The 21,307-nt window shown below is 63.9% G+C and carries 20 protein-coding genes; 15 read left to right on the top strand and 5 right to left on the bottom strand.

From position 1 onward, the window contains the following. Positions 1-35 precede the first annotated feature (35 nt). Complete coding sequence (locus tag M2427_RS34315) at positions 36-1,526, bottom strand: outer membrane beta-barrel protein (RefSeq protein ID WP_280711243.1); 1,491 nt, start codon at positions 1,524-1,526, stop codon at positions 36-38. A gap of 313 nt (positions 1,527-1,839) precedes the next feature. Between M2427_RS34315 and M2427_RS34310 the strand changes: the two genes are divergently transcribed. The 8 genes from M2427_RS34310 (at position 1,840) to M2427_RS34275 (ending at position 12,075) form a co-directional block, all read left to right on the top strand. Beyond that, positions 1,840-2,946, top strand: a complete 1,107-nt coding sequence (locus tag M2427_RS34310) for an efflux RND transporter periplasmic adaptor subunit (RefSeq protein WP_280711242.1) — start codon at positions 1,840-1,842, stop codon at positions 2,944-2,946. A 226-nt stretch (positions 2,947-3,172) separates the two neighbouring features. Beyond that, positions 3,173-6,310 (top strand): efflux RND transporter permease subunit, encoded by a 3,138-nt coding sequence (locus M2427_RS34305; protein WP_280711241.1) that lies wholly within the window; start codon positions 3,173-3,175, stop codon positions 6,308-6,310. A 33-nt stretch (positions 6,311-6,343) separates the two neighbouring features. Further along, positions 6,344-6,943, top strand: a complete 600-nt coding sequence (locus tag M2427_RS34300; protein WP_280711240.1) for a TetR/AcrR family transcriptional regulator — start codon at positions 6,344-6,346, stop codon at positions 6,941-6,943. A 133-nt stretch (positions 6,944-7,076) separates the two neighbouring features. Then, positions 7,077-7,700, top strand: coding sequence for a flavin reductase family protein (locus M2427_RS34295; protein ID WP_280711239.1), 624 nt, complete (start codon positions 7,077-7,079; stop codon positions 7,698-7,700). A gap of 160 nt (positions 7,701-7,860) precedes the next feature. Beyond that, positions 7,861-9,144 (top strand): acetyl-CoA C-acetyltransferase, encoded by a 1,284-nt coding sequence (locus M2427_RS34290; RefSeq protein ID WP_280711238.1) that lies wholly within the window; start codon positions 7,861-7,863, stop codon positions 9,142-9,144. 2 nt (positions 9,145-9,146) lie between these two features. Next, positions 9,147-11,243, top strand: a complete 2,097-nt coding sequence (locus M2427_RS34285) for a 3-hydroxyacyl-CoA dehydrogenase NAD-binding domain-containing protein (RefSeq protein ID WP_280711237.1) — start codon at positions 9,147-9,149, stop codon at positions 11,241-11,243. Positions 11,244-11,250: 7 nt separating this feature from the next. Then, entirely contained in the window at positions 11,251-11,661 is a 411-nt protein-coding gene (locus M2427_RS34280) for an acyl-CoA thioesterase (RefSeq protein ID WP_280711236.1), read from the top strand. Positions 11,662-11,883: 222 nt separating this feature from the next. Next, positions 11,884-12,075, top strand: coding sequence for a hypothetical protein (locus M2427_RS34275; RefSeq protein ID WP_237866489.1), 192 nt, complete (start codon positions 11,884-11,886; stop codon positions 12,073-12,075). Positions 12,076-12,194: 119 nt separating this feature from the next. Here the strand turns inward: M2427_RS34275 and M2427_RS34270 are convergent, their stop codons facing one another. Continuing rightward, on the bottom strand, positions 12,195-12,590 hold the full coding sequence (locus tag M2427_RS34270; protein ID WP_280711235.1) for a nuclear transport factor 2 family protein: 396 nt from the start codon (positions 12,588-12,590) through the stop codon (positions 12,195-12,197). Positions 12,591-12,647: 57 nt separating this feature from the next. Then, positions 12,648-13,100, bottom strand: a complete 453-nt coding sequence (locus tag M2427_RS34265) for a nuclear transport factor 2 family protein (protein WP_280711233.1) — start codon at positions 13,098-13,100, stop codon at positions 12,648-12,650. Between the two features lie 154 nt (positions 13,101-13,254). Between M2427_RS34265 and M2427_RS34260 the strand changes: the two genes are divergently transcribed. Next, positions 13,255-13,929: an HAD-IA family hydrolase gene (locus tag M2427_RS34260; RefSeq protein ID WP_280711232.1), complete on the top strand. Its 675-nt coding sequence runs from the start codon at positions 13,255-13,257 to the stop codon at positions 13,927-13,929. An 89-nt stretch (positions 13,930-14,018) separates the two neighbouring features. Further along, positions 14,019-14,864, top strand: coding sequence for a DeoR/GlpR family DNA-binding transcription regulator (locus M2427_RS34255; protein ID WP_280711231.1), 846 nt, complete (start codon positions 14,019-14,021; stop codon positions 14,862-14,864). Between the two features lie 3 nt (positions 14,865-14,867). Here the strand turns inward: M2427_RS34255 and M2427_RS34250 are convergent, their stop codons facing one another. Beyond that, a complete protein-coding gene (locus tag M2427_RS34250) occupies positions 14,868-15,284 on the bottom strand; it encodes a type II toxin-antitoxin system VapC family toxin (protein ID WP_280711230.1) in 417 nt (138 codons plus the stop codon). Continuing rightward, on the bottom strand, positions 15,284-15,535 hold the full coding sequence (locus M2427_RS34245; RefSeq protein WP_280711229.1) for a type II toxin-antitoxin system Phd/YefM family antitoxin: 252 nt from the start codon (positions 15,533-15,535) through the stop codon (positions 15,284-15,286). The genes M2427_RS34250 and M2427_RS34245 overlap by 1 nt, the downstream gene beginning before the upstream one ends. A gap of 267 nt (positions 15,536-15,802) precedes the next feature. Between M2427_RS34245 and glpD the strand changes: the two genes are divergently transcribed. Genes glpD through M2427_RS34220 form a run of 5 tightly spaced genes read left to right on the top strand, consistent with a single transcriptional unit; the run spans position 15,803 to position 21,305 of the window. After that, positions 15,803-17,353, top strand: coding sequence for a glycerol-3-phosphate dehydrogenase (glpD, locus tag M2427_RS34240; RefSeq protein ID WP_280711228.1), 1,551 nt, complete (start codon positions 15,803-15,805; stop codon positions 17,351-17,353). Then, entirely contained in the window at positions 17,350-18,426 is a 1,077-nt protein-coding gene (locus M2427_RS34235; protein ID WP_280711227.1) for an ABC transporter ATP-binding protein, read from the top strand. Before glpD ends, M2427_RS34235 begins: the two co-directional genes overlap by 4 nt. A 13-nt stretch (positions 18,427-18,439) precedes the next feature. Then, the gene (locus M2427_RS34230) at positions 18,440-19,525 is read left to right on the top strand and encodes an ABC transporter ATP-binding protein (protein ID WP_280711226.1); all 1,086 of its coding nucleotides are present in this window, start codon (positions 18,440-18,442) and stop codon (positions 19,523-19,525) included. Further along, a complete protein-coding gene (locus tag M2427_RS34225; protein WP_280711225.1) occupies positions 19,525-20,499 on the top strand; it encodes a sugar ABC transporter permease in 975 nt (324 codons plus the stop codon). Before M2427_RS34230 ends, M2427_RS34225 begins: the two co-directional genes overlap by 1 nt. Beyond that, positions 20,499-21,305, top strand: coding sequence for a carbohydrate ABC transporter permease (locus M2427_RS34220; protein WP_280711224.1), 807 nt, complete (start codon positions 20,499-20,501; stop codon positions 21,303-21,305). The genes M2427_RS34225 and M2427_RS34220 overlap by 1 nt, the downstream gene beginning before the upstream one ends. Positions 21,306-21,307 lie beyond the last annotated feature (2 nt).

Genomic DNA, 21,307 nt, shown 5'->3' with positions numbered 1-21,307 from the left:
AGAGAGCGGCGCGCGTCGGGTGCCTAGATCAATCTTCAGTTGAGATGATAGTTGAGACCGACCCGGGCGATGTTGCCGTTGAATCGCACGCGGGTGGATGTCGCAATGCCCGCGACGCCCACTCCGGGAAGCGATGACGGGCCCTCATCGACGCCATAGCCGCCGGTGCCGTAATTGGCCGTGCCCAGATCGTAATAGAGGTACTCGCCCTTGATGCTCCATTTGCCTGACGCCATCCATTCGCCGCCGGCGCCAACGGCGTAGCCGGCGCGGTTGTCGGCGAACGAGCCTGCGGTCGACACGGTCGGCACGCCGCCGACGGCTGTCGTTTGGGTCAGTGACGTGCTCGATCGCACGCGGCCATAGGCAAGACCGCCGGTCGCGTAGAGCAACAGGTCGGGCGTCACAGTTGCGCCAAGGCGGGCGCGAACGGTCCCGATATAGTCGAGGCCGCGCGATGTCGTGACAGCGGTCGTGAAGGTCCCTCTGCCGGGTCCAGCGACCGTGTCAACCGCCACCGTGTTTGCGCCGCTGGCTGATCCGCGCAGCGTCGATCCCTGGATATCGACCTCGACGCCGGCAAGCCACATGGGCGACAGCATGAAATTGTGGCCTGCCTGCGCGCCGCCGATGACGCCGCCGTTGCCGGTCGAGAGCACGCTCGTTGCCGCATTCGCCATCGCCGGGGCGGTGACCAGGGTCGTGCTGCGCGAGATAACCACGGCGTCCGTATTGATGCGATTAGCGCCATCGAGATAACCGGCATTCGCGCCGAGATACCAGCCGGCCCAACTGCCCGTAGCGCTCGGCGTTTGCACAGCACCGAATGCTTGCATCGGTGCCGTCGGCCCACCGAAATTGTAATTGATGCCGGCGCGGACAATGTTGGCGGTCAGGCTGACGCTTTCGGGCACGCCGGGCGTGATGTTGAACATCTGAGCGCTGCCGAGATCGGCGTAGAGATATTCGAGCTTGGCGGTCCAATGCGGCGCGAACCTCTTCTCGACGCCGAGCCCGGCCGTCCATCCGGCGCGCCAGTCGTGGCCGCTGACAGGGCCCAACGCGTCCCAGCCCCGGACATCACCAATGGCGACGCCGCCGGTGATGTACAGCAGCCAGTCGGCTTGCGCGCCAGCCGCGTAGCCCAGGCGACCACGAAAGGTGCCGAACGTGTTCAGGTTCGTGCCGCAGGGATGCGGTGTCGCGGTGGCGGGGCCGCAGATGTTTGATTGGCCACTGAGATTGGCCCAGGAGAGATCTCCTTCGATGCCGTAGACCCAAACGCCGCGCTGCCAGTTGTAACCCATGGTGCCGCCGGCCATTGCGCCGCGGACCGTATAATGGCCGTCCTCGACGCCGCCAAAGTTCGGAACAGGAAGCTGGATCGGGCCGGGATCCGTCTGATCCGAAGGACCGCTGCCGTAGCCGCCGACGATCCCACCATAGGGCCCAGTCCAACCCGGCGGAGGCGGGGGCAGGGCCTTGACCGGCAAATCAGCGGCCGCGACAGCAGAAATCGTCGCCACGAAAACGGACGTTGCCGCACATGCTCGCTTCGCTGAAATGCTTTTCATCGATGTCAAATGATGCGCGGGCCCCCGCACGAATCGCGCTGCAACCCACGAATCATAGCAAAGCGCTGTAGAAGCAGCTGTATCGCGGTAGCCACAGTTGGATCTGCGTTTGTGGCCCTCCCCCCGCAAGAAACGAGCCGGGAAAGCCCGGACGACCGCTTCAACCCTTCCTTAACGATCACACTTTCCTGATGACTGACGAATATTGACTTTTATCAGTGATTAGTCGACATTCCTCTCATTGCAGACGCAGGAGTGTCCTCCGATGTTCGTTCGGTCCGTTTTGTCCAGCTATTCCAGGCTCTTGGCGGGTGTGTCGCTGGCCCTGATGGCCGCCGCGCTGGCCGGATGCAATGATACCGTGGCGCAAAAGGCCGAGCCGCCGCGGCCGGTTCTGGTTGCGACCGCCCATTATGACGCCGAGACCCCGGAGCGCAGCTTCGTCGGCAGCATCAAGCCGCGGATCGAAAGCGATCTCGGCTTCCGTGTCGCCGGCAAGGTCGACAAGCGCCTCGTGGAAGTCGGCCAGACCGTCGAAATCGGCCAGCCGCTCGCCACCCTCGATGAGGTCGACCTGAAGCTCCAGGCCGAGCAGGCCGTCGCCGAGCAGACCGCCGCCACCGGCGTGCTGGCCCAGGCCGCCGCCGCCGAACAGCGCGCCAAGGATCTGAAGGCCAAGGGCTGGACCACGGATGCTGCGATGGATTCGAGCCGTGCCGCCGCTGACGAGGCCCGCGCGCGCCTCGACCGGGCCGTCCGTTCGGTCGAGCTAACCAAGAACTCCCTTTCCTACGCGACGCTCAATGCCGATGCCCGTGGCGTCGTCACCGCAACGCTGATCGAGCCAGGCCAGGTGGTTGCCGCAGGCCAGACTTCGATCCGTGTCGCCCGCTTTGCTGAAAAGGAAGCGGTCGTCGCGATCCCTGAGACGCTGGTTGGACGCGCCAAGTCGGGCGTCGCCAGCGTCACTCTTTGGTCCGAGCCGGACAAGAAATATACGGCGAAGCTGCGTGAGATCGCGCCTACGGCTGATCCCGCCACGCGCACCTATCTCGCGAAGTTCTCGCTGCCCGAGGCCGGCGACAAGGTTGCGCTTGGCATGACCGCGACGCTGACGCTGTCGGACGCCGCCACCGAGCGCGTCGCGCGGCTGCCGCTGTCGGCGCTGTTCAACGAAGGCGGCAAGCCGTCCTTCTACGTCGTCGACGACAACGGCGCGGTCACGTTGAAGCCCGTCGTGGTGAAATCCTACGACAGCAATGACGTCGTCATCACCAGCGGTGTCGACGAGGGCGCCAAGATCGTCTCCCTCGGTGTCCAGAAGCTCGATCCCGGCCAGAAGGTGCGGGTCGTGTCGTCGCTGTCTTTCTAAAGGCATGCCCCCGGAAAAGTGTGCAGCGGTTTTCCGTAAGGGGCATGCCCAACACTACACGTCCGTTGTTGCAAGGCGAGTTTCGGCCCACGCGCAAATGCATGGGCTGAAGCGGCGAAGCGATCCAGAACCTGCCCAGCCCCCTGGATTGCTTCGCTGCCTCGCGACGACGGTTTGAACAGGCGGCTGTCGTTTGGCAATTGGATCGATTTCTCCGGAGAGTGCGATGAAGCGCTTCAACCTTTCGGCCTGGGCCGTCAGCCATCCGACGCTGGTGCTGTTTCTGATGCTCGTGCTCGGCGTCGCCGGCTTCTTCTCGTATCAGAAGCTCGGCCGTGCCGAGGATCCGTTCTTCACGGTGAAGGTGGTCAACGTCTCCGTGCTGTGGCCGGGCGCGACCTCGCAGGAGATGCAGGCCCAGGTCGCCGATCCCATCGAAAAGAAGATCCAGGAGCTACCTTACTTCGAGAAGGTGCAGACCTATTCGAAGCCCGGCTTCACCGCACTCCAGGTCACCTTCCGCGATTCCACGCCGCCGAAGGACGTGCCTTATCTCTTCTACCTTCTGCGCAAGAAGCTGGTCGACGTGCAGGGCCAGCTGCCCGCGGGCATTCTCGGCCCCGTCGTCAACGACGAGTTCTCCGACGTCGACTCCATTCTCTACATGATGACCGGCGACGGTGCCGATTACGCCCAGCTCAAGAAGGTCGCCGAAGGCTTCCGCCAGCGCCTCCTCAAGGTGCCTGGCGTGACCAAGGTCGACATGTACGGCAACCAGGATGAGCGCATCTTCGTCGAGTTCAGCCACGCCAAGCTCGCAACGCTCGGCATCACGCCGCAGGCGCTGTTCGATTCGCTGGCCAAGCAGAACAACGTGACGCCCGCCGGTACGGTCGAGACCTCGTCGCAGCGCGTGCCGCTGCGCGTCACGGGCGCGCTCGACGGTGCCAAGGCCGTCGCCGAGACCCCGGTCGAGAGCAACGGCCGTGTGTTCCGCCTCGGCGACATCGCCACCGTCACCCACGGCTATGTCGATCCGCCGAGCTTCGTCGTCCGCCAGGAAGGCAAGGCCGCGATCGGCATCGGCGTCGTCACCGCCAAGGGTGCCAACATCCTCGAGCTCGGCAAGGACGTCGAGAAGGCGACTGCCGAATTCATGAAGGCCGTGCCGCAAGGCGTGGACGTCTCGCTGATCGCCGACCAGCCCAAGGTGGTCGAGCACGCCGTCGGCGAGTTCGTGCACTCCTTCATGGAAGCGCTCGTCATCGTGCTGTTCGTCTCGTTCCTGGCATTGGGCTGGCGCACCGGCATCGTGGTCGCGATGTCGGTCCCGCTCGTGCTCGGCATCGTCTTCATCGTCATGAACACGATGTCGCTCGATCTGCATCGTATTACGCTCGGCGCGCTGATCATCGCGCTCGGCCTGCTCGTCGACGACGCCATCATCGCGGTCGAGATGATGGTGGTGAAGATGGAGCAGGGCTGGGACCGTATGCGCGCGGCCTCCTTTGCCTGGGAATCCACTGCGTTTCCGATGCTCACGGGAACGCTGGTCACGGCCGCTGGCTTCCTCCCCATCGGCTTTGCCAATTCGGCGGTCGGCGAATATGCCGGCAGCATCTTCTGGATCGTGGCGATCGCGCTGGTCGCCTCCTGGTTCGTGGCGGTGATCTTCACGCCCTATATCGGCGTCAAGCTGCTGCCGGACATCAAGGTGCACCACAATCACGATCCGCACGCGGTCTACGAGACCCGCATGTACCGCGGCCTGCGCGCCGTCGTGCAATGGTGCGTCAATCACCGCATCACGGTCGTGGTCGCGACCGTCGGTGTGTTCATCGCGTCGATCGTCGGCTTCGGCCATGTCCAGCAGCAGTTCTTCCCGCTGTCGGAGCGGCCCGAGTTGTTCCTGCAGCTGCGCCTGCCTGAAGGCACCGCCTTCAACGTGACCGAGAAGGCCGTCAAGAAGGCCGAGACGCTGCTGAAGGACGACAAGGACATCGAGACTTACACGTCCTATGTCGGCCAGGGCTCGCCGCGCTTCTGGCTCGGCCTCAACCCGCAGCTTCCGAACGAGGCGTTCGCCGAGATCGTCATCGTCGCCAAGGGCGTCGAGGCGCGCGAGCGGGTCAAGGCCAAGATCGAGGGCGCCGTTGCCGATGGCATGCTGACGGAAGCGCGCGTGCGCGTCGATCGCTTCAATTTCGGCCCGCCGGTCGGTTTCCCGGTGCAGTTCCGCGTCATCGGCCCCGATGCCAACAAGGTGCGCGAGATCGCCTACCAGGTTCGCGACGTCATGCGGCAGAACAAGAACGTCAAGGACGTCCAGCTCGACTGGAACGAGCAGTCGCCTTACCTCAAGCTCGTCGTCGACCAGGATCGTGCCCGCGCCATGGGCCTGACCCCGCAGGACGTCTCGCAGGCGCTGTCGATGTTGATCTCCGGCGCACAGGTCACGACCGTGCGTGACGGCATCGAGAAGGTCGCTGTGGTCGCCCGCGCGATCCCGTCCGAACGTCTCGACCTCGGCGGTGTCGGTGATCTCACCATCACCTCGAAGAACGGCGTTGCCGTGCCGCTGCAGCAGATCGCCAAGATCGAATACGGCCACGAGGAGCCGATCATGTGGCGGCGCAACCGCGACATGGCGATCACCGTGCGCTCCGACGTCGTCGACGGCGTGCAGGCGCCCGATGTCACCAGCCAGATCACGCCGAAGCTGCAGCAGATCAAGGACTATCTCGAGCCGGCCTACCGCATCGAGCCGGGTGGCGCGTTCGAGGAATCCGCCAAGGGCAACGCCTCGATCTTCATCCTCTTCCCGGTGATGGTCATGGTGATGCTGACGTTGCTGATGTTCCAGCTGCAGAGCTTCTCCCGGCTGCTGCTGGTGTTCCTCACCGCACCGCTTGGCATCGTCGGCGCCTCCCTTGGCCTCAACGTCGCCAACGCCCCGTTCGGCTTCGTGGCGCTGCTCGGCCTGATCGCGCTCGCCGGCATGATCATGCGCAACACGGTCATCCTGGTCGATCAGATCGAGACCGACGTCTCGCACGGCCTGACCCGGCGCGAGGCCATCGTGGAAGCGACCGTCCGCCGCGCCCGTCCGGTGGTGCTGACGGCGCTCGCGGCCATCCTCGCCATGATCCCGCTGTCGCGCTCGGCCTTCTGGGGCCCGATGGCGATCACCATCATGGGCGGTCTGTTCGTCGCGACATTCCTGACGCTGCTGTACCTGCCGGGCCTCTATGCACTTTGGTTCAGGAAGAGCCTGGACGAGGCTGGTACGCCGGAACAGCCTGCCGCGCCGCAGCATGGGAGCGATGACCAGCGCGCAATTCCGCTTGCTGAAGCGGCTGAATAAATGGGAAGAGTATTGGCGAACGAGTCCTGACACATGACACTGGTTGCGGAACATATCGAGGGCGACACCCGGGATCGTATTCTCGAGGTGGCCGAGCGGCTGTTCCGCCAGATCGGCTATCAAAAGACCACGGTCGGGGACATCGCCAAAGAGCTCCGGATGAGCCCCGCCAACGTCTATCGCTTCTTCGAATCGAAGAAGGCGATCCACCAGTCGGTGGCGCGGGGCTTGATGGGCGAGGTCGAGCTCGAGGCGCAGCGGATCGTGGCCAGGCCCGGTCCGGTGGTCGAGCGCTTCCGCGAACTGCTCAACACCATCCACCGCATGAACACCGAGCGCTATGTCGGCGATAACAAGCTGCACGAGATGGTCGCGGTCGCGATGGAGGAGGACTGGGACGTCTGCGTCAACCACATGGAGTGCATCGGCGGGTTTGTCGGCCAGATGATCGCGCAAGGTGTGGCCTCCGGCGAGTTCGAGGCGCCGGACCTGCAACTGGCCGGGCTCTGCGCCTGCACCGCCATGATGCGCTTCTTCCACCCCCAGATGATCGCCCAGTGCGCCACCAAGCCTGGCCCGAGCATCGACCAGATGATCGATTTCGTCATCGCCGGTCTGTCCCCACGCCACTGACGGGGCGGGGGAATCCTTCTATAAGCTCAACAACTGTCATTCCGGGGCGCGCGTAGCGCGAACCCGGAATCTCGAGATTCCGGGTTCGATGCTTTGCATCGCCCCGGAATGGCTGATAGCGGAGAAGCAGCGCGTGACCGACAAAGACCTGTACTTCTACGAACCCTCCAAGGGCCACGGCCTCAAGCACGACCCCTTCAACGCCATCATCGCGCCGCGGCCGATCGGCTGGATCTCCTCCCGCGACACCAAAGGCCACGTCAACCTCGCGCCCTACAGCTTCTTCAACGCGTTCGCTTACGTGCCGCCGATCATCGGCTTTTCCTCGACCAACTGGAAGGACTCGGTCGAGAACATCCAGCAGACCGGCGAATTCGTCTGGAATCTCGCCACCATGGATCTCGCCAAGCAGATGAATGCGACCGCCGCGCATGTCGCCCCTGAAGTGGACGAGTTCGAGATCGCCGGCCTTACGGCAGTGCCGGGCAAGCTCGTCAACGTGCCGCGCGTCGGCGAGAGCCCGGTCGCCTTCGAGTGCAAGGTCTCCGATATCGTCCGCCTCAAGGGCGCCAACGGCAAGGAAGCCGATGCCTGGCTCACGCTCGGCGAGGTCGTCGCCGTCCACATCGACAAGGCCATGATCAAGGACGGCGTCTACCAGACCGCCGCCGCCCGCCCGATCGTGCGCGCCGGCCGCCGTGGCGACTATTTCGAGATCAAGCCGGAAAACATGTTCGAGATGGTCCGGCCGGATTAGGCCCGGCATCTCGCCAAGCTGTCATGTCCGCGACGCCAACGGGGCAGCATTGGCCTGCAATTGGATCAAATCCGGGCTATTCTTGCTGCGGCCCCGCCCGGATTGCGTGTCGCTGCGTTCGGGCTGGTGAGCCGAGAGGTGAGCAGAGGGCGGCGAGCTGATGGCACGACCGGTATTCATCGTCGACGGCAGCCGGACGCCGTTCTTGAAGGCGCGCTCCGGGCCGGGGCCGTTCACGCCGGTTGATCTCGCCGTGCAGTGCGGCCGGCCGCTGCTGGCGCGCCAGCCGTTCGCTCAAACCGACTTCGACCAGGTCATTCTCGGCTGCGTCAACGTGATTGCCGACGAGATGAATCCGGCCCGCGTCGCCGCGCTCCGGCTCGGCATGGGCGAGGACATGGTCGCCTTTACGGTGCAGATCAATTGCGGCTCCGGCATGCAGTCGATCGACACCGCCTACCGCTATATCCGCGAAGGCCAAGCCGACATGATTTTGGCCGGCGGTACCGAAGCGCTGAGTCATGCGCCGCTGGTCTGGCCGAATTCCGGTGTGCGCTGGTTTGCTGGTCTTGCCACCGCCAAGGGCGTAGCGGCCAAGCTCGCGGCAGCCTTCAAGCTGCGGCCGCGCTATCTCAAGCCGGTCATCGGCCTCGAGCGCGGACTGACCGATCCCATCACCGAATTGAACATGGGCCAGACCGCCGAGGTTGTCGGGCATCTCTTCGGCATTACGCGCGCGCAGTCCGATGCCTATGCCGCCGAGAGCCATCGTCGCCTCGCGCAGGCGCAAGCCGGGGGATTTCTGAAAGGCGAGGTCGAGACCGCGTTCTCCCGCGACGGAAAATTCTTCGACCATGACGACGGCGTGCGTCCGGACTCCACGGCCGAGACGCTGGCAAAGCTGAAGCCGGTGTTCGAGCGTCCCTGGGGCCAGGTCACCGCGGGCAATTCCTCGCAGATTACCGACGGTGCCTCCTGGGTGATCCTGGCGTCCGACGCGGCGGTCGCAAAACACAAGCTGACGCCGAAGGCCGCGATCGTCGACAGCAATTGGGCCGCGCTCGATCCCAGCATCATGGGGCTGGGGCCGGTTATGTCGGCAACGCCACTTCTGACTCGCAACAACCTGACCCTCCAGGACGTCGAGACCTGGGAGCTGAACGAGGCCTTTGCGACCCAAGTGCTCGGCTGCCTCGCCGCCTGGAACGACGAAAAATTCTGCCGCGAGATTCTCAAACTCGATGGCGCGGCCGGCGAGATCGATCGCGCAAAACTCAATGTCGATGGCGGCGCGATCTCGCTCGGCCATCCTGTCGGCACGTCAGGCAACCGCATCGTGCTTCACCTCGTCAACGCGATGAAACGGCTTGGGACGCGACGCGGCATTGCCACCGAATGCATCGGTGGCGGGCTCGGTGGTGCCATGCTGATCGAGGCGGTGTGACCATGGATTCCAGGATCATGACCGCGCTCGGTGACCGCGTGCTGGCGCTCGGGCCGCAACCGGCTGCCGATAATCCCTACAAGCATCTCAAGCTGACGCGCGATGCCGACGGCATCGCCTGGCTGCTGTTCGACCGTGCCGATTCCAGCGCCAACACGCTGTCCTCGGACGTGATGGAGGAGTTCGATGCCGCGCTCGCCGCCATCGAGACGGAGCGCCCCGCAGGCCTCGTCATCCGCTCGGCAAAACCGTCCGGCTTTATCGCCGGCGCCGACGTCAGCGAGTTTCGTGGCGCTACTGATCCGGAGATGGTCGAAACGCGCATCCGCGCCGCGCATGCGGTGGTCGATCATCTGGAAGCGTTGAAGCTGCCGACCGTCGCGGTCATCCACGGCTTCTGCCTCGGCGGCGGGCTTGAGGTCGCGCTGGCCTGCCAGTCGCGCGTCGCCATCGATGACGCGCGCTTCGGCTTCCCGGAGGTGATGTTGGGCCTGCACCCCGGTCTCGGTGGCACGGCGCGCTTCACCGCGCTGGTCAATCCGACCCAGTCGATGGCAATGATGCTGACCGGCCGCACCATTGATGCCCGCCGCGCCAAGGCGCTCGGGCTCGTCGACAGCGTAACGCAGGAGCGCCATGTCCGTAATGCCGTGAAGGACGTTCTGTTCGGCCGCCTCAAGCGGGCCAAGCCCGGCCTGCTCACCCGCGCGGCCAATCTCGGCCCCATACGTGGTTTGCTCGCCAAGCGCATGCGCAGCGAGGCGATGAAGGCCGCGCCGCGGGAGCATTATCCCGCGCCTTACGCGCTGATCGATCTCTGGGAAACACATGGCGGCAGCAAGGCCGCGATGCTGAAGGCTGAGCAGGCGTCCTTCGCCAAATTGATGGTGACGCTGACCGCGCAGAATCTGATCCGCGTGTTCTTCCTGCGCGAGCAGATGAAGAAGGCGGCCGGCCCCGGCAACATGGTCAAGCACGTCCACGTCATCGGCGCCGGCGCCATGGGCGGCGACATTGCGGCTTGGGTAGCCGGGCAGGGCTTTCGCGTTTCGCTCGCCGACATGAAGGCCGAGCCGATCGCCGGCGCGGTGAAGCGCGCGGCCGAGCTCTACGGCAAGATCATCCGCAAGCCGACCGAGGTGCGCGACGCGCTGGACCGGCTGATTCCGGATATGGATGGCGAAGGTGTCCGTAGCGCCGATCTCATCATCGAGGCGGTGCCGGAGAAGCTCGAGCTCAAGCAGAAGGTCTATGCCGGCCTCGAGCCCAGGATGAAGCCTGGCGCGATCCTTGCGACCAACACGTCCAGCATTCCGCTTCAGGATCTGCGCACCACGCTGGCGCGACCGGAGCGGCTGGTCGGCCTGCACTTCTTCAATCCGGTGTCGCGGCTGCAACTGGTCGAGGTTATCAGCCATGACGCCAACGATGGGCAAGTGCTGAAGGAGGCGCTCGCCTTCGTCGGCGCGATCGATCGCCTGCCGCTCTCAGTGAAAAGCTCGCCCGGCTTCCTCGTCAACCGCGCGCTGACACCCTACATGCTGGAAGCGATGGTGATGCTGGACGAGAAGACCGACCAGCGCCTGATCGACGCAGCCGCCGAACAGTTCGGCATGCCGATGGGACCGATCGAGCTCGCCGACCAGGTCGGGCTCGATATCTGTCTCGATGTCGGCGACATGCTGCGCGCCAAATTCGGCGACCTGCTGCCGCCGACGCCGGCTTGGTTGCGCGAGAAGGTCGCCAAGGGCGAACTCGGCCGCAAGACCGGCAAGGGCTTTTATACCTGGAAGGATGGCAAGGCGGAGAAGGCGTCGCTGCCCGAGACCGGTCCGCGCGTTACCGACCAGATGATCGACCGCCTGGTGCTGCCGATGTCCAATGTCTGCGTCGCGGCACTTCGCGAAGGAATCGTCGACGATCCCGGTACGGTCGACGGTGCCATGATCTTCGGCACCGGCTTTGCGCCGTTCCGCGGCGGTCCGCTGAACTATGCACGTGCGCGCGGCGTGGAGAATGTCGTATCCACCATGCGGGCGCTGGCGGAACGATTCGGTGGGCGCTTCGCGCCCGATCCGGGCTGGGACAATTTCAAGTGAGAGGCGCATGAGCGACCAGGGGATGACCGAGCCGAGCGGCGATCTCTGCATTCGCACGCTGGCGATGCCTGCCGACACCAATGCCAATGGCGACATTTTTGGTGGCTGGCTGCTCAGCCAGATGGACGTCGGCGGCGGCGTGTTCGCCTCGAAGGTCGCGAAGTCGCGCACCGTCACGGTCGCGATCGAGGCGATGAACTTTCGCAAGGCCGTCTATGTCGGCGATCTCGTCTCGGTCTACGCCAATCTCGTGCGTGTCGGCCGCACCTCGATGACCGTGCATCTCGAAGCCTGGGCACTGCGGCGGCGCGAGCAGCAGCCGATCCTCGTGACCGACGGCAATTTCACTTACGTCTCGATCGACGATAACGGTCATCCGCAAGCGATCCAGCGCAACGATCCGCCGATCGCGACCTAACCGCGCGCGGCTTTCCGCCTCATCTCGCGAAAACTTGCGGCATCGCGAAACGCGGCACTGGTGAGTCCACGCGTCGCTTCTTTGCCAAGAACGGGTCATAAAACGGATGAGGTCTCGGCGTACTCAGTTGCGTGTCGATTCGGGGTGGAAACCGGCTGATTTGCCCTGGGAACCTTTGGGCAAACATGCCGTTATTCGCCCGCACTGAGGAATCCACGGGCCATGCCGGACAGCTACATCATCGAAGTGAACTCAGAGACCGCGGGCATCGTCGTTCGCGGCCAGGGAGGCTATTGCTTCTTCGCCTCGTCCCACCAATTCAATCGCCTCGAAGGCCAGCTCTTCCGCAATGCCCGCGAAGCCGAGCGCGCCGCGCGCAAGCTGGTCAATGGTGATGTGAGGGAGGCGGCGTAATAACCAACTCGTCATTCTGGGGCGCGCAAAGCTCGAACCCGGAATCTGTCTCGCTGCAGAAATTGCCGATCAATGGATTCCGGGCCCGCGCTGTGCGCGTCCCGGAATGACACTGACGATCACAGTTTCGTCGCGGAGCGCGACAGCAGCTTCCACTCGTTGCCCTGCTTTAGCCAGTTCATCAGGATGTGAAGGCTGTTTTCCACCTTCTTTCCGTCGGTCATCATCTCGGCCATCCAGTGAAAGCGCACGATCGCGGCGGGCCCGACGATCTTGATGGTCGGATCCTTGTACGTAATCGACAGAAATTTCGTTTTTCCGTCGGTTGCGTTGGCGACGAAGGCGGCCTTGTCCTCGAGGAAGCCGTTGGAATGGCTGTAGCTCAGATCGTCGGAGCACAGAGCGCCGAGCGCCTTCGGATCGGCCGCGATCTGGGCAAGGCGAAATGCCTCGACATTTCTTGCCACCGCCTCATGGTCCGTCGCGGCAGCCTGATCGCGATTAATCGCCATCATTTCCTCCTTCTCGATCTTGTAGGGAGCGCTGCGCGCGTCCCGGAATGACACTGTCGATCACAGCTTCGTCGCGGCGCGCGACAAGAGCTTCCACTGATCGCCCTGCTTCTGCCAATTCATCAGAATGTGAAGGTTGGTCGGCACTTTTTTCCCATCGGCCGCCATCTCCTGTTCCGCGATCCAATGGAAGCGCACGATCGCGGTGGGGCCGACGACCTTGATGGTCGTATCCTTGTATTCGATCGAGAGAAACTTTGATTTGCCGTCGGTGGCATTGGCGATGAAAGTGGCCTTGTCTTCGACCTTGCCGCTGGAATGGCTATAGCTGAGATCGTCCCAGCACAGCGCGCCCAGCGCCTTGGGATCGGCCGCGATCTGTGCGAGGCGGAAGGCCTCGACCTGCTTCGCCACGGCTTCTTCGTCCGCGGATGACGCAAGCGCCGGTGCTGCGAGAGCAAGTGCGGACATGGCGAGAGTTGAGAGAGCCAGATCGCGTCGGTTGATGGTCATCGTTTCCTCCTTTTTGGTCTTGCGTCGAGTGTTGCAGCCATGGGCGGCTTTGTCGAGTGTCGCGTGGCCGTCATGCACGTGCGTCATTGCGCGATGGCGGCTGCATTGATACGTCTTCCGCATCGATGCATTGCGCATTTGGGAAAGTACGGACATGATCGAAGCTCTCGGCAAGTCGCTGCTGTTCGATATCGATGGCACGCTTGCCAACACCGACCCGCTGCACCTCAAGGCATTCAACCAGGTGTTTGGTCCTCACGGCCATGTCTTCGACCACGCACGCTTCTCGAAAGAGTTGCAGGGCTTCGCCAACGTCTCGATCGGCGAGCGCTTTCTGCCCGGCGAGACGCTGGAGCGGCGCGCCGAAATTCTCGGTGAAAAGGAAGAGGTGTTCCGGACGTTGGTTGCGGGGCAGATCGAACCGCTGCCGGGCCTGATGGCACTGCTCGACCGCGCGGATGCCGTCGGCGTTCCCATGGTCGCCGTCACCAATGCGCCGCGTCTCAATGCCGAGTTGCTGCTGTCCGGTCTCGGCATCACGCATCGCTTCAAGACGCTCGTGATCGGCGATGAGCTGCCGCACGGCAAGCCACATCCGCTTCCTTATCAGGAGGGGCTGCGCTTCGTCGGGGCCAGCGCGGCCGCCTCGATCGCGTTCGAGGATTCCCGTTCCGGCGTGCAGTCGGCCACTGCCGCGGGGATTCCGACCATCGGCATCCGGACCAGCCTCAGCGATGCTGACCTTGTCGGCGCGGGTGCGGTCGCCTCGGCGAGCGCCTTCGACGATCCCGCGCTGCTGGCGCGGCTTGCGCGCGCTATGGCGTGGTGACGGCCCATCCATTAACCGTGATCGGCGTGCGCATTGACCGCGCGCCCGAGAAGCCGCACCATGCATCATTCTGATTTGAGGCCATTGCCGTGACCGGATTGACCCATCGCCAGGCTGAAATCCTCAACATCGCCCGAGCCTCCGGCCGCGTCATGGTCGAGGAGCTGGCGCGCCGGTTCGAAGTCTCGGCGCAGACGATCCGCAAGGATCTCAACGATCTCTGCGAGCGCCGCTCGCTGACCCGCATCCATGGTGGCGCGATCATCGCCTCCGGCGTGGAAAATCTCGCCTACGAGGCGCGCCGCTTCGTGGCGGCCGACGAGAAGAAGGCCATTGGCGCTGCTGCTGCCTCGTTGATCCCGAACGGCTGCTCGCTGTTCATCAACATCGGCACCACGACGGAGGAGGTGGCGAGCGCGCTGACCTCGCACGAGGATCTGCTGGTCATCACCAACAATCTCAACGTCGCCATGCTGCTCTACCGCCATCCCCGCATCGAGGTCGTGGTGGCTGGCGGCACGGTGCGGCGCGCCGACGGTGCGGTGGTCGGCTCGACCGCGACGCAGCTGATCGGCCAGTTCAAGGTGGACTACGCCATCATCGGCGCCTCCGCGATCGACGAGGAGGGCGCGCTGCTCGACTTCGATTATCGCGAGGTGCAGGTGGCGCAGGCCATCATCGCCAATGCCCGCAGTGTCATGCTGGTCGCCGATTCCACAAAGCTTCGCCGCAGCGCGCCGGTCCGCATCGCCCATATCAGCCAGATCCAGACCTTCGTCACTGATCAGGAACTGCCCGAGCGCCTCGCTACGATCTGCCACAGCAAGGGCATCGAGGTGATGGCCGCGATGCCGAAGGGAGCCGATATCGACGATAGCCAGGCCGATGCGCAGGACGCGGCGCCTGAGGCGGCGCCGGTGGTTAGGCTGCGATAGGGCTTATGCACTATCCCACGGGTTGAGCAGCTGAACGCCCGTCGGTTCAAAATCTCCCACATTGCGCGTGACGACCGTGAGGCCGTGAACAAGCGCCGTGGCCGCTATGAGAGCATCGCGTTCGGCCCTTGGATTGGGAACGTGAAGCTGAGCGCAGCGCTGCGCCACAATCGTATCGATGGCCAGGATCCGCCCCTCGAAGCGAACCAGAACTTGATCATTGATCCATGTGCGGAGGATGGCACCTTGCGCAGCGTCCCTGCGCTCTATCAGGCGCGCGCCAAGTTCGATTTCGAGGATCGAAACGACGGACATGAAGAAATTCGCCACAGGAACTGCGTTGGCCCAGGCGACGACACTGCGATCCGCTTTATCCGGTCGCCTGAGTTCGAAAATGACGTTGGTGTCGAGCAGAAACATCAATCGAGATCAGCGGGCTTGAAGACGCCGCCCGACAGGCGGGGCGGATCGAAATCAAAGTCCGTGCTCGCTTGTGCCAGAGCCTCGGCAAGACTCATGTGTCCGCCGCTCAGGCGCAAATAATCTTCAATCGTTAGCAGCACGTGGGCCGGGCGGCCGCGATTCGTAATAAAGACGGGTCCCTGCGCAGCAGCTTTTTTTGCGCCGCTGGTGTCTTGATTGAATTCTCGGCTGGTGAGGGTGGTCGTCATCGTCAGCCCTCCTCGCTGCGGTCGTGTCATACACGCAACTATATGTAGTTACGTTTCTACATTTAAGGCACTGGCTGCGGCCTGCTGCTCAATCGCGCCGATTGCCCCCGAATCTATCCGTCTGTCTGCCTATTTCTTGGCCATTCTGGTGGGGAAAAAGTTCCGCTTTCGCTTCTTTTCGTCTCTCTTTCGTCTTGCTTTCGTTTTTCGGTGTGATCTAATCAAAAACGAAAGTAGCCGCTCGACTGAACGAGCGGTTTCCGGGGGATGCGTCAGTTGGAGCGTATTTTCGACCTCGCCATCATTGGAGGCGGTGTAAACGGTTGCGGCATCGCGCGTGACGCGGTCGGCCGTGGCAACACTGTTTTCCTGTGCGAAATGAACGATTTGGCGAGCGGGACGTCGTCCTGGTCGACCAAGCTGGTGCATGGTGGCCTCCGCTACCTCGAATATTACGAGTTCCGCCTGGTTCGCGAAGCGCTGATCGAGCGCGAGATTCTGTGGGGCATCGCGCCCCACATCATTCGCCCCCTGCGTTTCGTTCTGCCTCATCACGCCGGCCTGCGCCCCGCCTGGCTGCTGCGCCTTGGTCTCTTTCTCTACGATCACATCGGCGGCCGTCATCTGCTGCCGGCAACCCGATCGCTCGATCTGACGCGCGACGAGGTCGGCCGTCCGCTGATCCCGAATCGCTACGGCCGCGCGTTCGAATATTCCGACTGCTTCGTCGACGACGCCCGTCTGGTCGTGCTCAATGCGCGCGACGCCGCCGACAAGGGCGCCGAGATCCGCACCCGCACCCGTGCCACCGACATCAAGCAGTCCGACGGGCTTTGGACCGTCAGCATGGTCGACACGCTGACCGGTGCGCGCTCGCAGATCCAGGCCCGTGCGCTGGTCAATGCCGGCGGTCCCTGGGTCGAGGACGTGCTTGGGCGCGGCGCCGGCGTCAACGCCAAGGCGAAGGTACGCCTGGTGCAGGGCTCGCACATCGTGGTCAGGAAGCTCTACGACCACGACCGCGCCTACATGTTCCAGAACGCAGACGGTCGCATCATCTTCGTAATCCCCTACCAGGACGACTTCACGCTGATCGGCACCACCGACCGCGATTACGACGGCGATCCGTCCAAGGTGAAGGCCACGGCCGAGGAGATCCAGTATCTCTGCGCGGCCGCGAGCGAATATCTCGCCAAGCCCGTGACATCAGAGGATGTGGTCTGGACCTATTCCGGCGTGCGACCGCTTTATGACGACGGCGCCAGCGAAGCCAAGGCCGCGACCCGCGATTACGTATTCGAGCTCGACACGCCCGGCGGCTCGCCGCTGCTGTCGATCTATGGCGGCAAGATCACGACCTATCGCCGCCTCGCCGAAGAGGCGCTGGAGCGGCTCGCGCCCTATCTTCGCAGCGCGAAAGCGCGTGAGGGCTGGACTGGCAAATGGCCACTGCCCGGCGGCGACATGGACGTGTCGGCCGTCGATGGCCTGATCGCCGAGCTTCAGCGCGGCTATCCCTTCCTGAGCCACGAGCATGCGCGGCGCCTTGCGCGCGCCTACGGCACCCGTGTCGTCAAGCTGCTCGGCGACGCCAAATCGGCCGCCGATCTCGGCCAGGCCTTTGGCGCAACTCTGACCGAGCGCGAGGTTCGCTACCTGATGACCAATGAGTGGGCGGTGACCGCCGAGGATATCGTCTGGCGCCGCTCCAAGCTCGGACTGCGGCTATCTGCCGACGAAATTACCGCCCTGGACGACTGGATCAAGACCCACGTTGTATCGCAAAGTCCTCTGCTGCAGGCAGGAGGACGCTCATGAGCGTGACACTCGATCACGTGACCCGGACCGTCGACGGGGTCCCTCACATCCGCGACGTCTCGCTGACGCTCGAGAGCGGCACGCTCAACGTGCTGCTCGGGCCGACGCTGTCGGGCAAGACATCGATCATGCGGCTGCTCGCCGGCCTCGACAAGCCGACCACGGGCAAGGTGCTGGTCAACGGCAAGGACGTCACTGGCATCGACGTGCGCCAGCGTTCGGTCGCTATGGTCTATCAGCAGTTCATCAACTACCCCTCGCTGACGGTCTACGAGAACATTGCCTCGCCCTTGCGCGTGCAGGGCAAGCCGCGCGAGGAGATCGAGACGCGCGTGGCGGAAGCCGCCAGGCTGTTGCGGCTCGAGCCGTTCCTGAAGCGAACGCCGCTCCAGCTCTCCGGTGGCCAGCAGCAGCGCACCGCGATGGCGCGCGCGTTGGTGAAGGGCGCCGACCTCGTGCTGCTCGACGAGCCGCTCGCCAATCTCGACTACAAGCTCCGCGAGGAACTGCGCACTGAGCTGCCGCGCATCTTCGAGGCATCAGGCGCGATCTTCGTCTATGCCACGACAGAGCCGACGGAGGCCCTGCTGCTCGGCGGCAATACAGTGTGCATGTGGGAAGGCCAGGCGCTCCAGATCGGCGAGACGCCCGGCGTGTACCGCCGTCCCCAGACGCTGCGCGTCGCGCAGGTCTTTTCCGATCCGCCGCTCAACCTCGTCGGCATCGAGAAGAGGAACGGCTCGGTGCAATATGCCGGAGGCATCGCGGCGCCGGCGTCCGGCCTCTATTCCTCGCTCGCCGACGGCGCCTATCGCGTCGGTTTTCGCGCCCACCAGCTCGCGCTCGCCAATGGCCAGACTGATCGCCATGCCTTCCATGCCACTGTCACGGTGACCGAGATCACCGGTTCGGAGAGTTTCGTGCATTTGACCCGCGACGGATCGAACTGGGTTGCGGTGCTGCATGGCGTGCACGAGTTCGAGCCCGGCCAGATGCTCGATGCCGTGCTCGACCCCAATGATGTCTTCGTCTTTGACGCGGCCGACCGTCTGGTCGCCGCGCCGAGCTCGTAAGGGGGGATGCGCGATGGCCCGCATTGACCTCGTCGATCTCGCCCATTCCTACGGCGGCAACGATGCGCCGCAGGAGACGTTCGCGCTGAAGCCGGTCACCATGACCTGGCGGCAGGGCGGTGCCTACGCGCTGCTCGGCCCGTCCGGCTGCGGCAAGACCACGCTGCTCAACGTCATCTCCGGGATCATCACGCCGTCGCGCGGGAAGATCCTGTTCGACGGCCAGGACATCACACCGCTGTCGACCCAGAAGCGCAACATCGCCCAGGTGTTCCAGTTTCCGGTGATCTACGACACCATGACGGTGGGGCAGAACCTGGCGTTTCCGCTGAAGAACCGCGGCGTGCCGAAGGCCGAGATCGACAAGCGCGTCGCCGAGATCGGCCGTCTGCTCGATCTCGAGCCCTATCTGAATCGCAAGGCGACGCGGCTGACGGCCGACGCCAAGCAGAAGATCTCCCTCGGCCGCGGCCTCGTTCGCTCCGACGTCGCCGCCGTGCTGTTCGACGAGCCGCTGACGGTGATCGATCCTGAATTGAAATGGCAGCTCCGCTCGAAGTTGAAAGCGCTGCATCGCGAGCTTGATCTCACGATGATCTACGTCACGCACGACCAGACCGAGGCGCTGACCTTTGCCGACACCGTCGTCGTCATGCATGACGGCCGCGTGGTGCAGAGCGGCACGCCGGCGGAGCTGTTCGACAAGCCCGCCCACACCTTCGTCGGCTATTTCATCGGCTCGCCCGGCATGAACATCCTGCCGGCCGAAGTGAAGGGGCGCGAGGCACGGGTCGATGGCCATGTCATCGCGCTGAACCGCAGCTACGACAGCCTTCCGGCAGGCGCCAAGATCGAGATCGGCGTGCGTCCGGAATTCGTCGACGCGGTTGCGCCCGCGCCCGGACTGCTCACGGCGAAAATCGAGCGCATCGACGACCTTGGCCGCATCCGTTTCGCACGCGTGCGCATCGGCGAGGCTAAGATCGCAGCGCGTGCGCCGGCAGGCTTCACCGGCTCCGACGGAAACGCCGGGCTGAAATTCGATCCGGCACACATCCACGTCTATGCCGACAGCCTTCTGGTGGAGGGAGCCGCCTGATGGACAAGACCGTCAACCAAAAAGCCTGGTTCCTGGTGCTGCCGGTGTTCCTGGTCGTCGCCTTCTCGGCGGTGCTGCCGCTGATGACGGTGGTGAACTACTCGATGCAGGATACTTTCGGTAACAACCAGTTCTTCTGGAACGGTGTCGGCTGGTTCAAGGAACTGCTCGATCCCTCGACCGATCTCGGTGGCCGCTTCCTGGCCTCGCTCGGGCGCAATCTGTTCTTCTCGCTGGTGATCCTCGCCATCGAGGTGCCGCTCGGCATCGTCGTCGCGCTGTCGATGCCGCGCCAGGGCTGGACCGTCGCCGCCTGCCTCGTCACGCTGGCGCTGCCGCTGCTCATTCCGTGGAACGTGGTCGGCACGATCTGGCAGATCTTTGGCCGGCCCGACATCGGCCTGCTCGGCTATGTCCTCAACCACATCGGGCTCGACTATAATTACGTCTCCAACGACATCGACGCCTGGGTCACCGTCATCGTAATGGACGTCTGGCACTGGACCAGCCTCGTCGCGCTGCTCTGCTATGCCGGTCTGAAGTCGATCCCGGAGGCCTATTACCAGGCCGCCCAGATCGACGGCGCCTCGCGCCGGGCCGTGTTCAAGGCGATCCAGCTGCCGAAGATGAACCGCGTGCTGCTGATTGCCGTGCTGCTCCGCTTCATGGACAGCTTCATGATCTACACCGAGCCGTTCGTCGTCACCGGCGGTGGACCCGGCAACTCGACCACCTTCGTCTCGATCGAGCTGGTCAAGATCGCGCTCGGCCAATTCGACCTCGGCAAGGCCGCCGCGCTTTCGCTGGTCTATAATCTGATCATCCTGATCGTCTGCTGGATCTTCTACACCGTCATGACCAATGCCGGCGTCGAGCGTAAGGCACAGACGAAGAAGGAGCCGGCGGTGGAGCCCAAGCCCGCAGGTGTGCTCCAGCCTGCGCCCGCGCTCAAGCCGAAGGAAGGAGTGGCCTGATGCATTCGATTCCTGGCCGCCGCCTCATCATGGGGCTGTTCCTGATCTTCCTGCTGTTGCCGATCTACTGGCTCGTCAACATGAGCTTCAAGACCAATGCCGAGATCGTCTCGACGATGACGCTGTGGCCGCATACGCCGACGTTGCAGCACTACAAGCGCATCTTCACCGACGAGAGCTGGTATTCCGGCTACATCAACTCGCTGGAATATGTGGTGCTCAACACCATCATCTCGATTTCGGTGGCGTTGCCTGCGGCCTATGCGTTCTCGCGCTACCGTTTCCTCGGTGACAAGCACCTGTTCTTCTGGCTGCTGTCGAACCGCATGGCGCCGGCGGCAGTCTACGCGCTGCCGTTCTTCAACCTCTACTCGGCGATCGGCCTGTTCGATACGCCGTGGGCGGTCGCGCTCGCGCACTGCATCTTCAACGTGCCGCTGGCGGTCTGGATCCTCGAGGGCTTCGTCTCCGGCGTGCCGCGCGAGATCGACGAGACCGCCTTCCTCGACGGCTATTCGTTCCCGCGCTTCTTCATCCGGATCCTGGTGCCGCTGATCGCGAGCGGCATCGGCGTCGCCGCCTTCTTCTGCTTCATGTTCTCCTGGGTCGAATTGCTGCTCGCGCGCACCTTGACCTCGGTGCAGACCAAGCCGATCGCGGCGATCATGACGCGCACGGTGTCGGCTGCGGGCATGGATTGGGGCCTGCTGGCCGCCGCCGGCGTGCTCACCATCATTCCGGGCGCGCTGGTGATCTGGTTTGTCCGCAACTACATCGCGCGCGGTTTCGCGCTTGGCCGGGTCTGAGG

It is taken from the genome of Bradyrhizobium sp. BR13661 (assembly GCF_029892425.1).
GTDB lineage: Bacteria > Pseudomonadota > Alphaproteobacteria > Rhizobiales > Xanthobacteraceae > Bradyrhizobium.
Note: the sequence above shows the minus strand (reverse complement) of the source record. Positions and strands in the feature narration are given on the sequence as shown.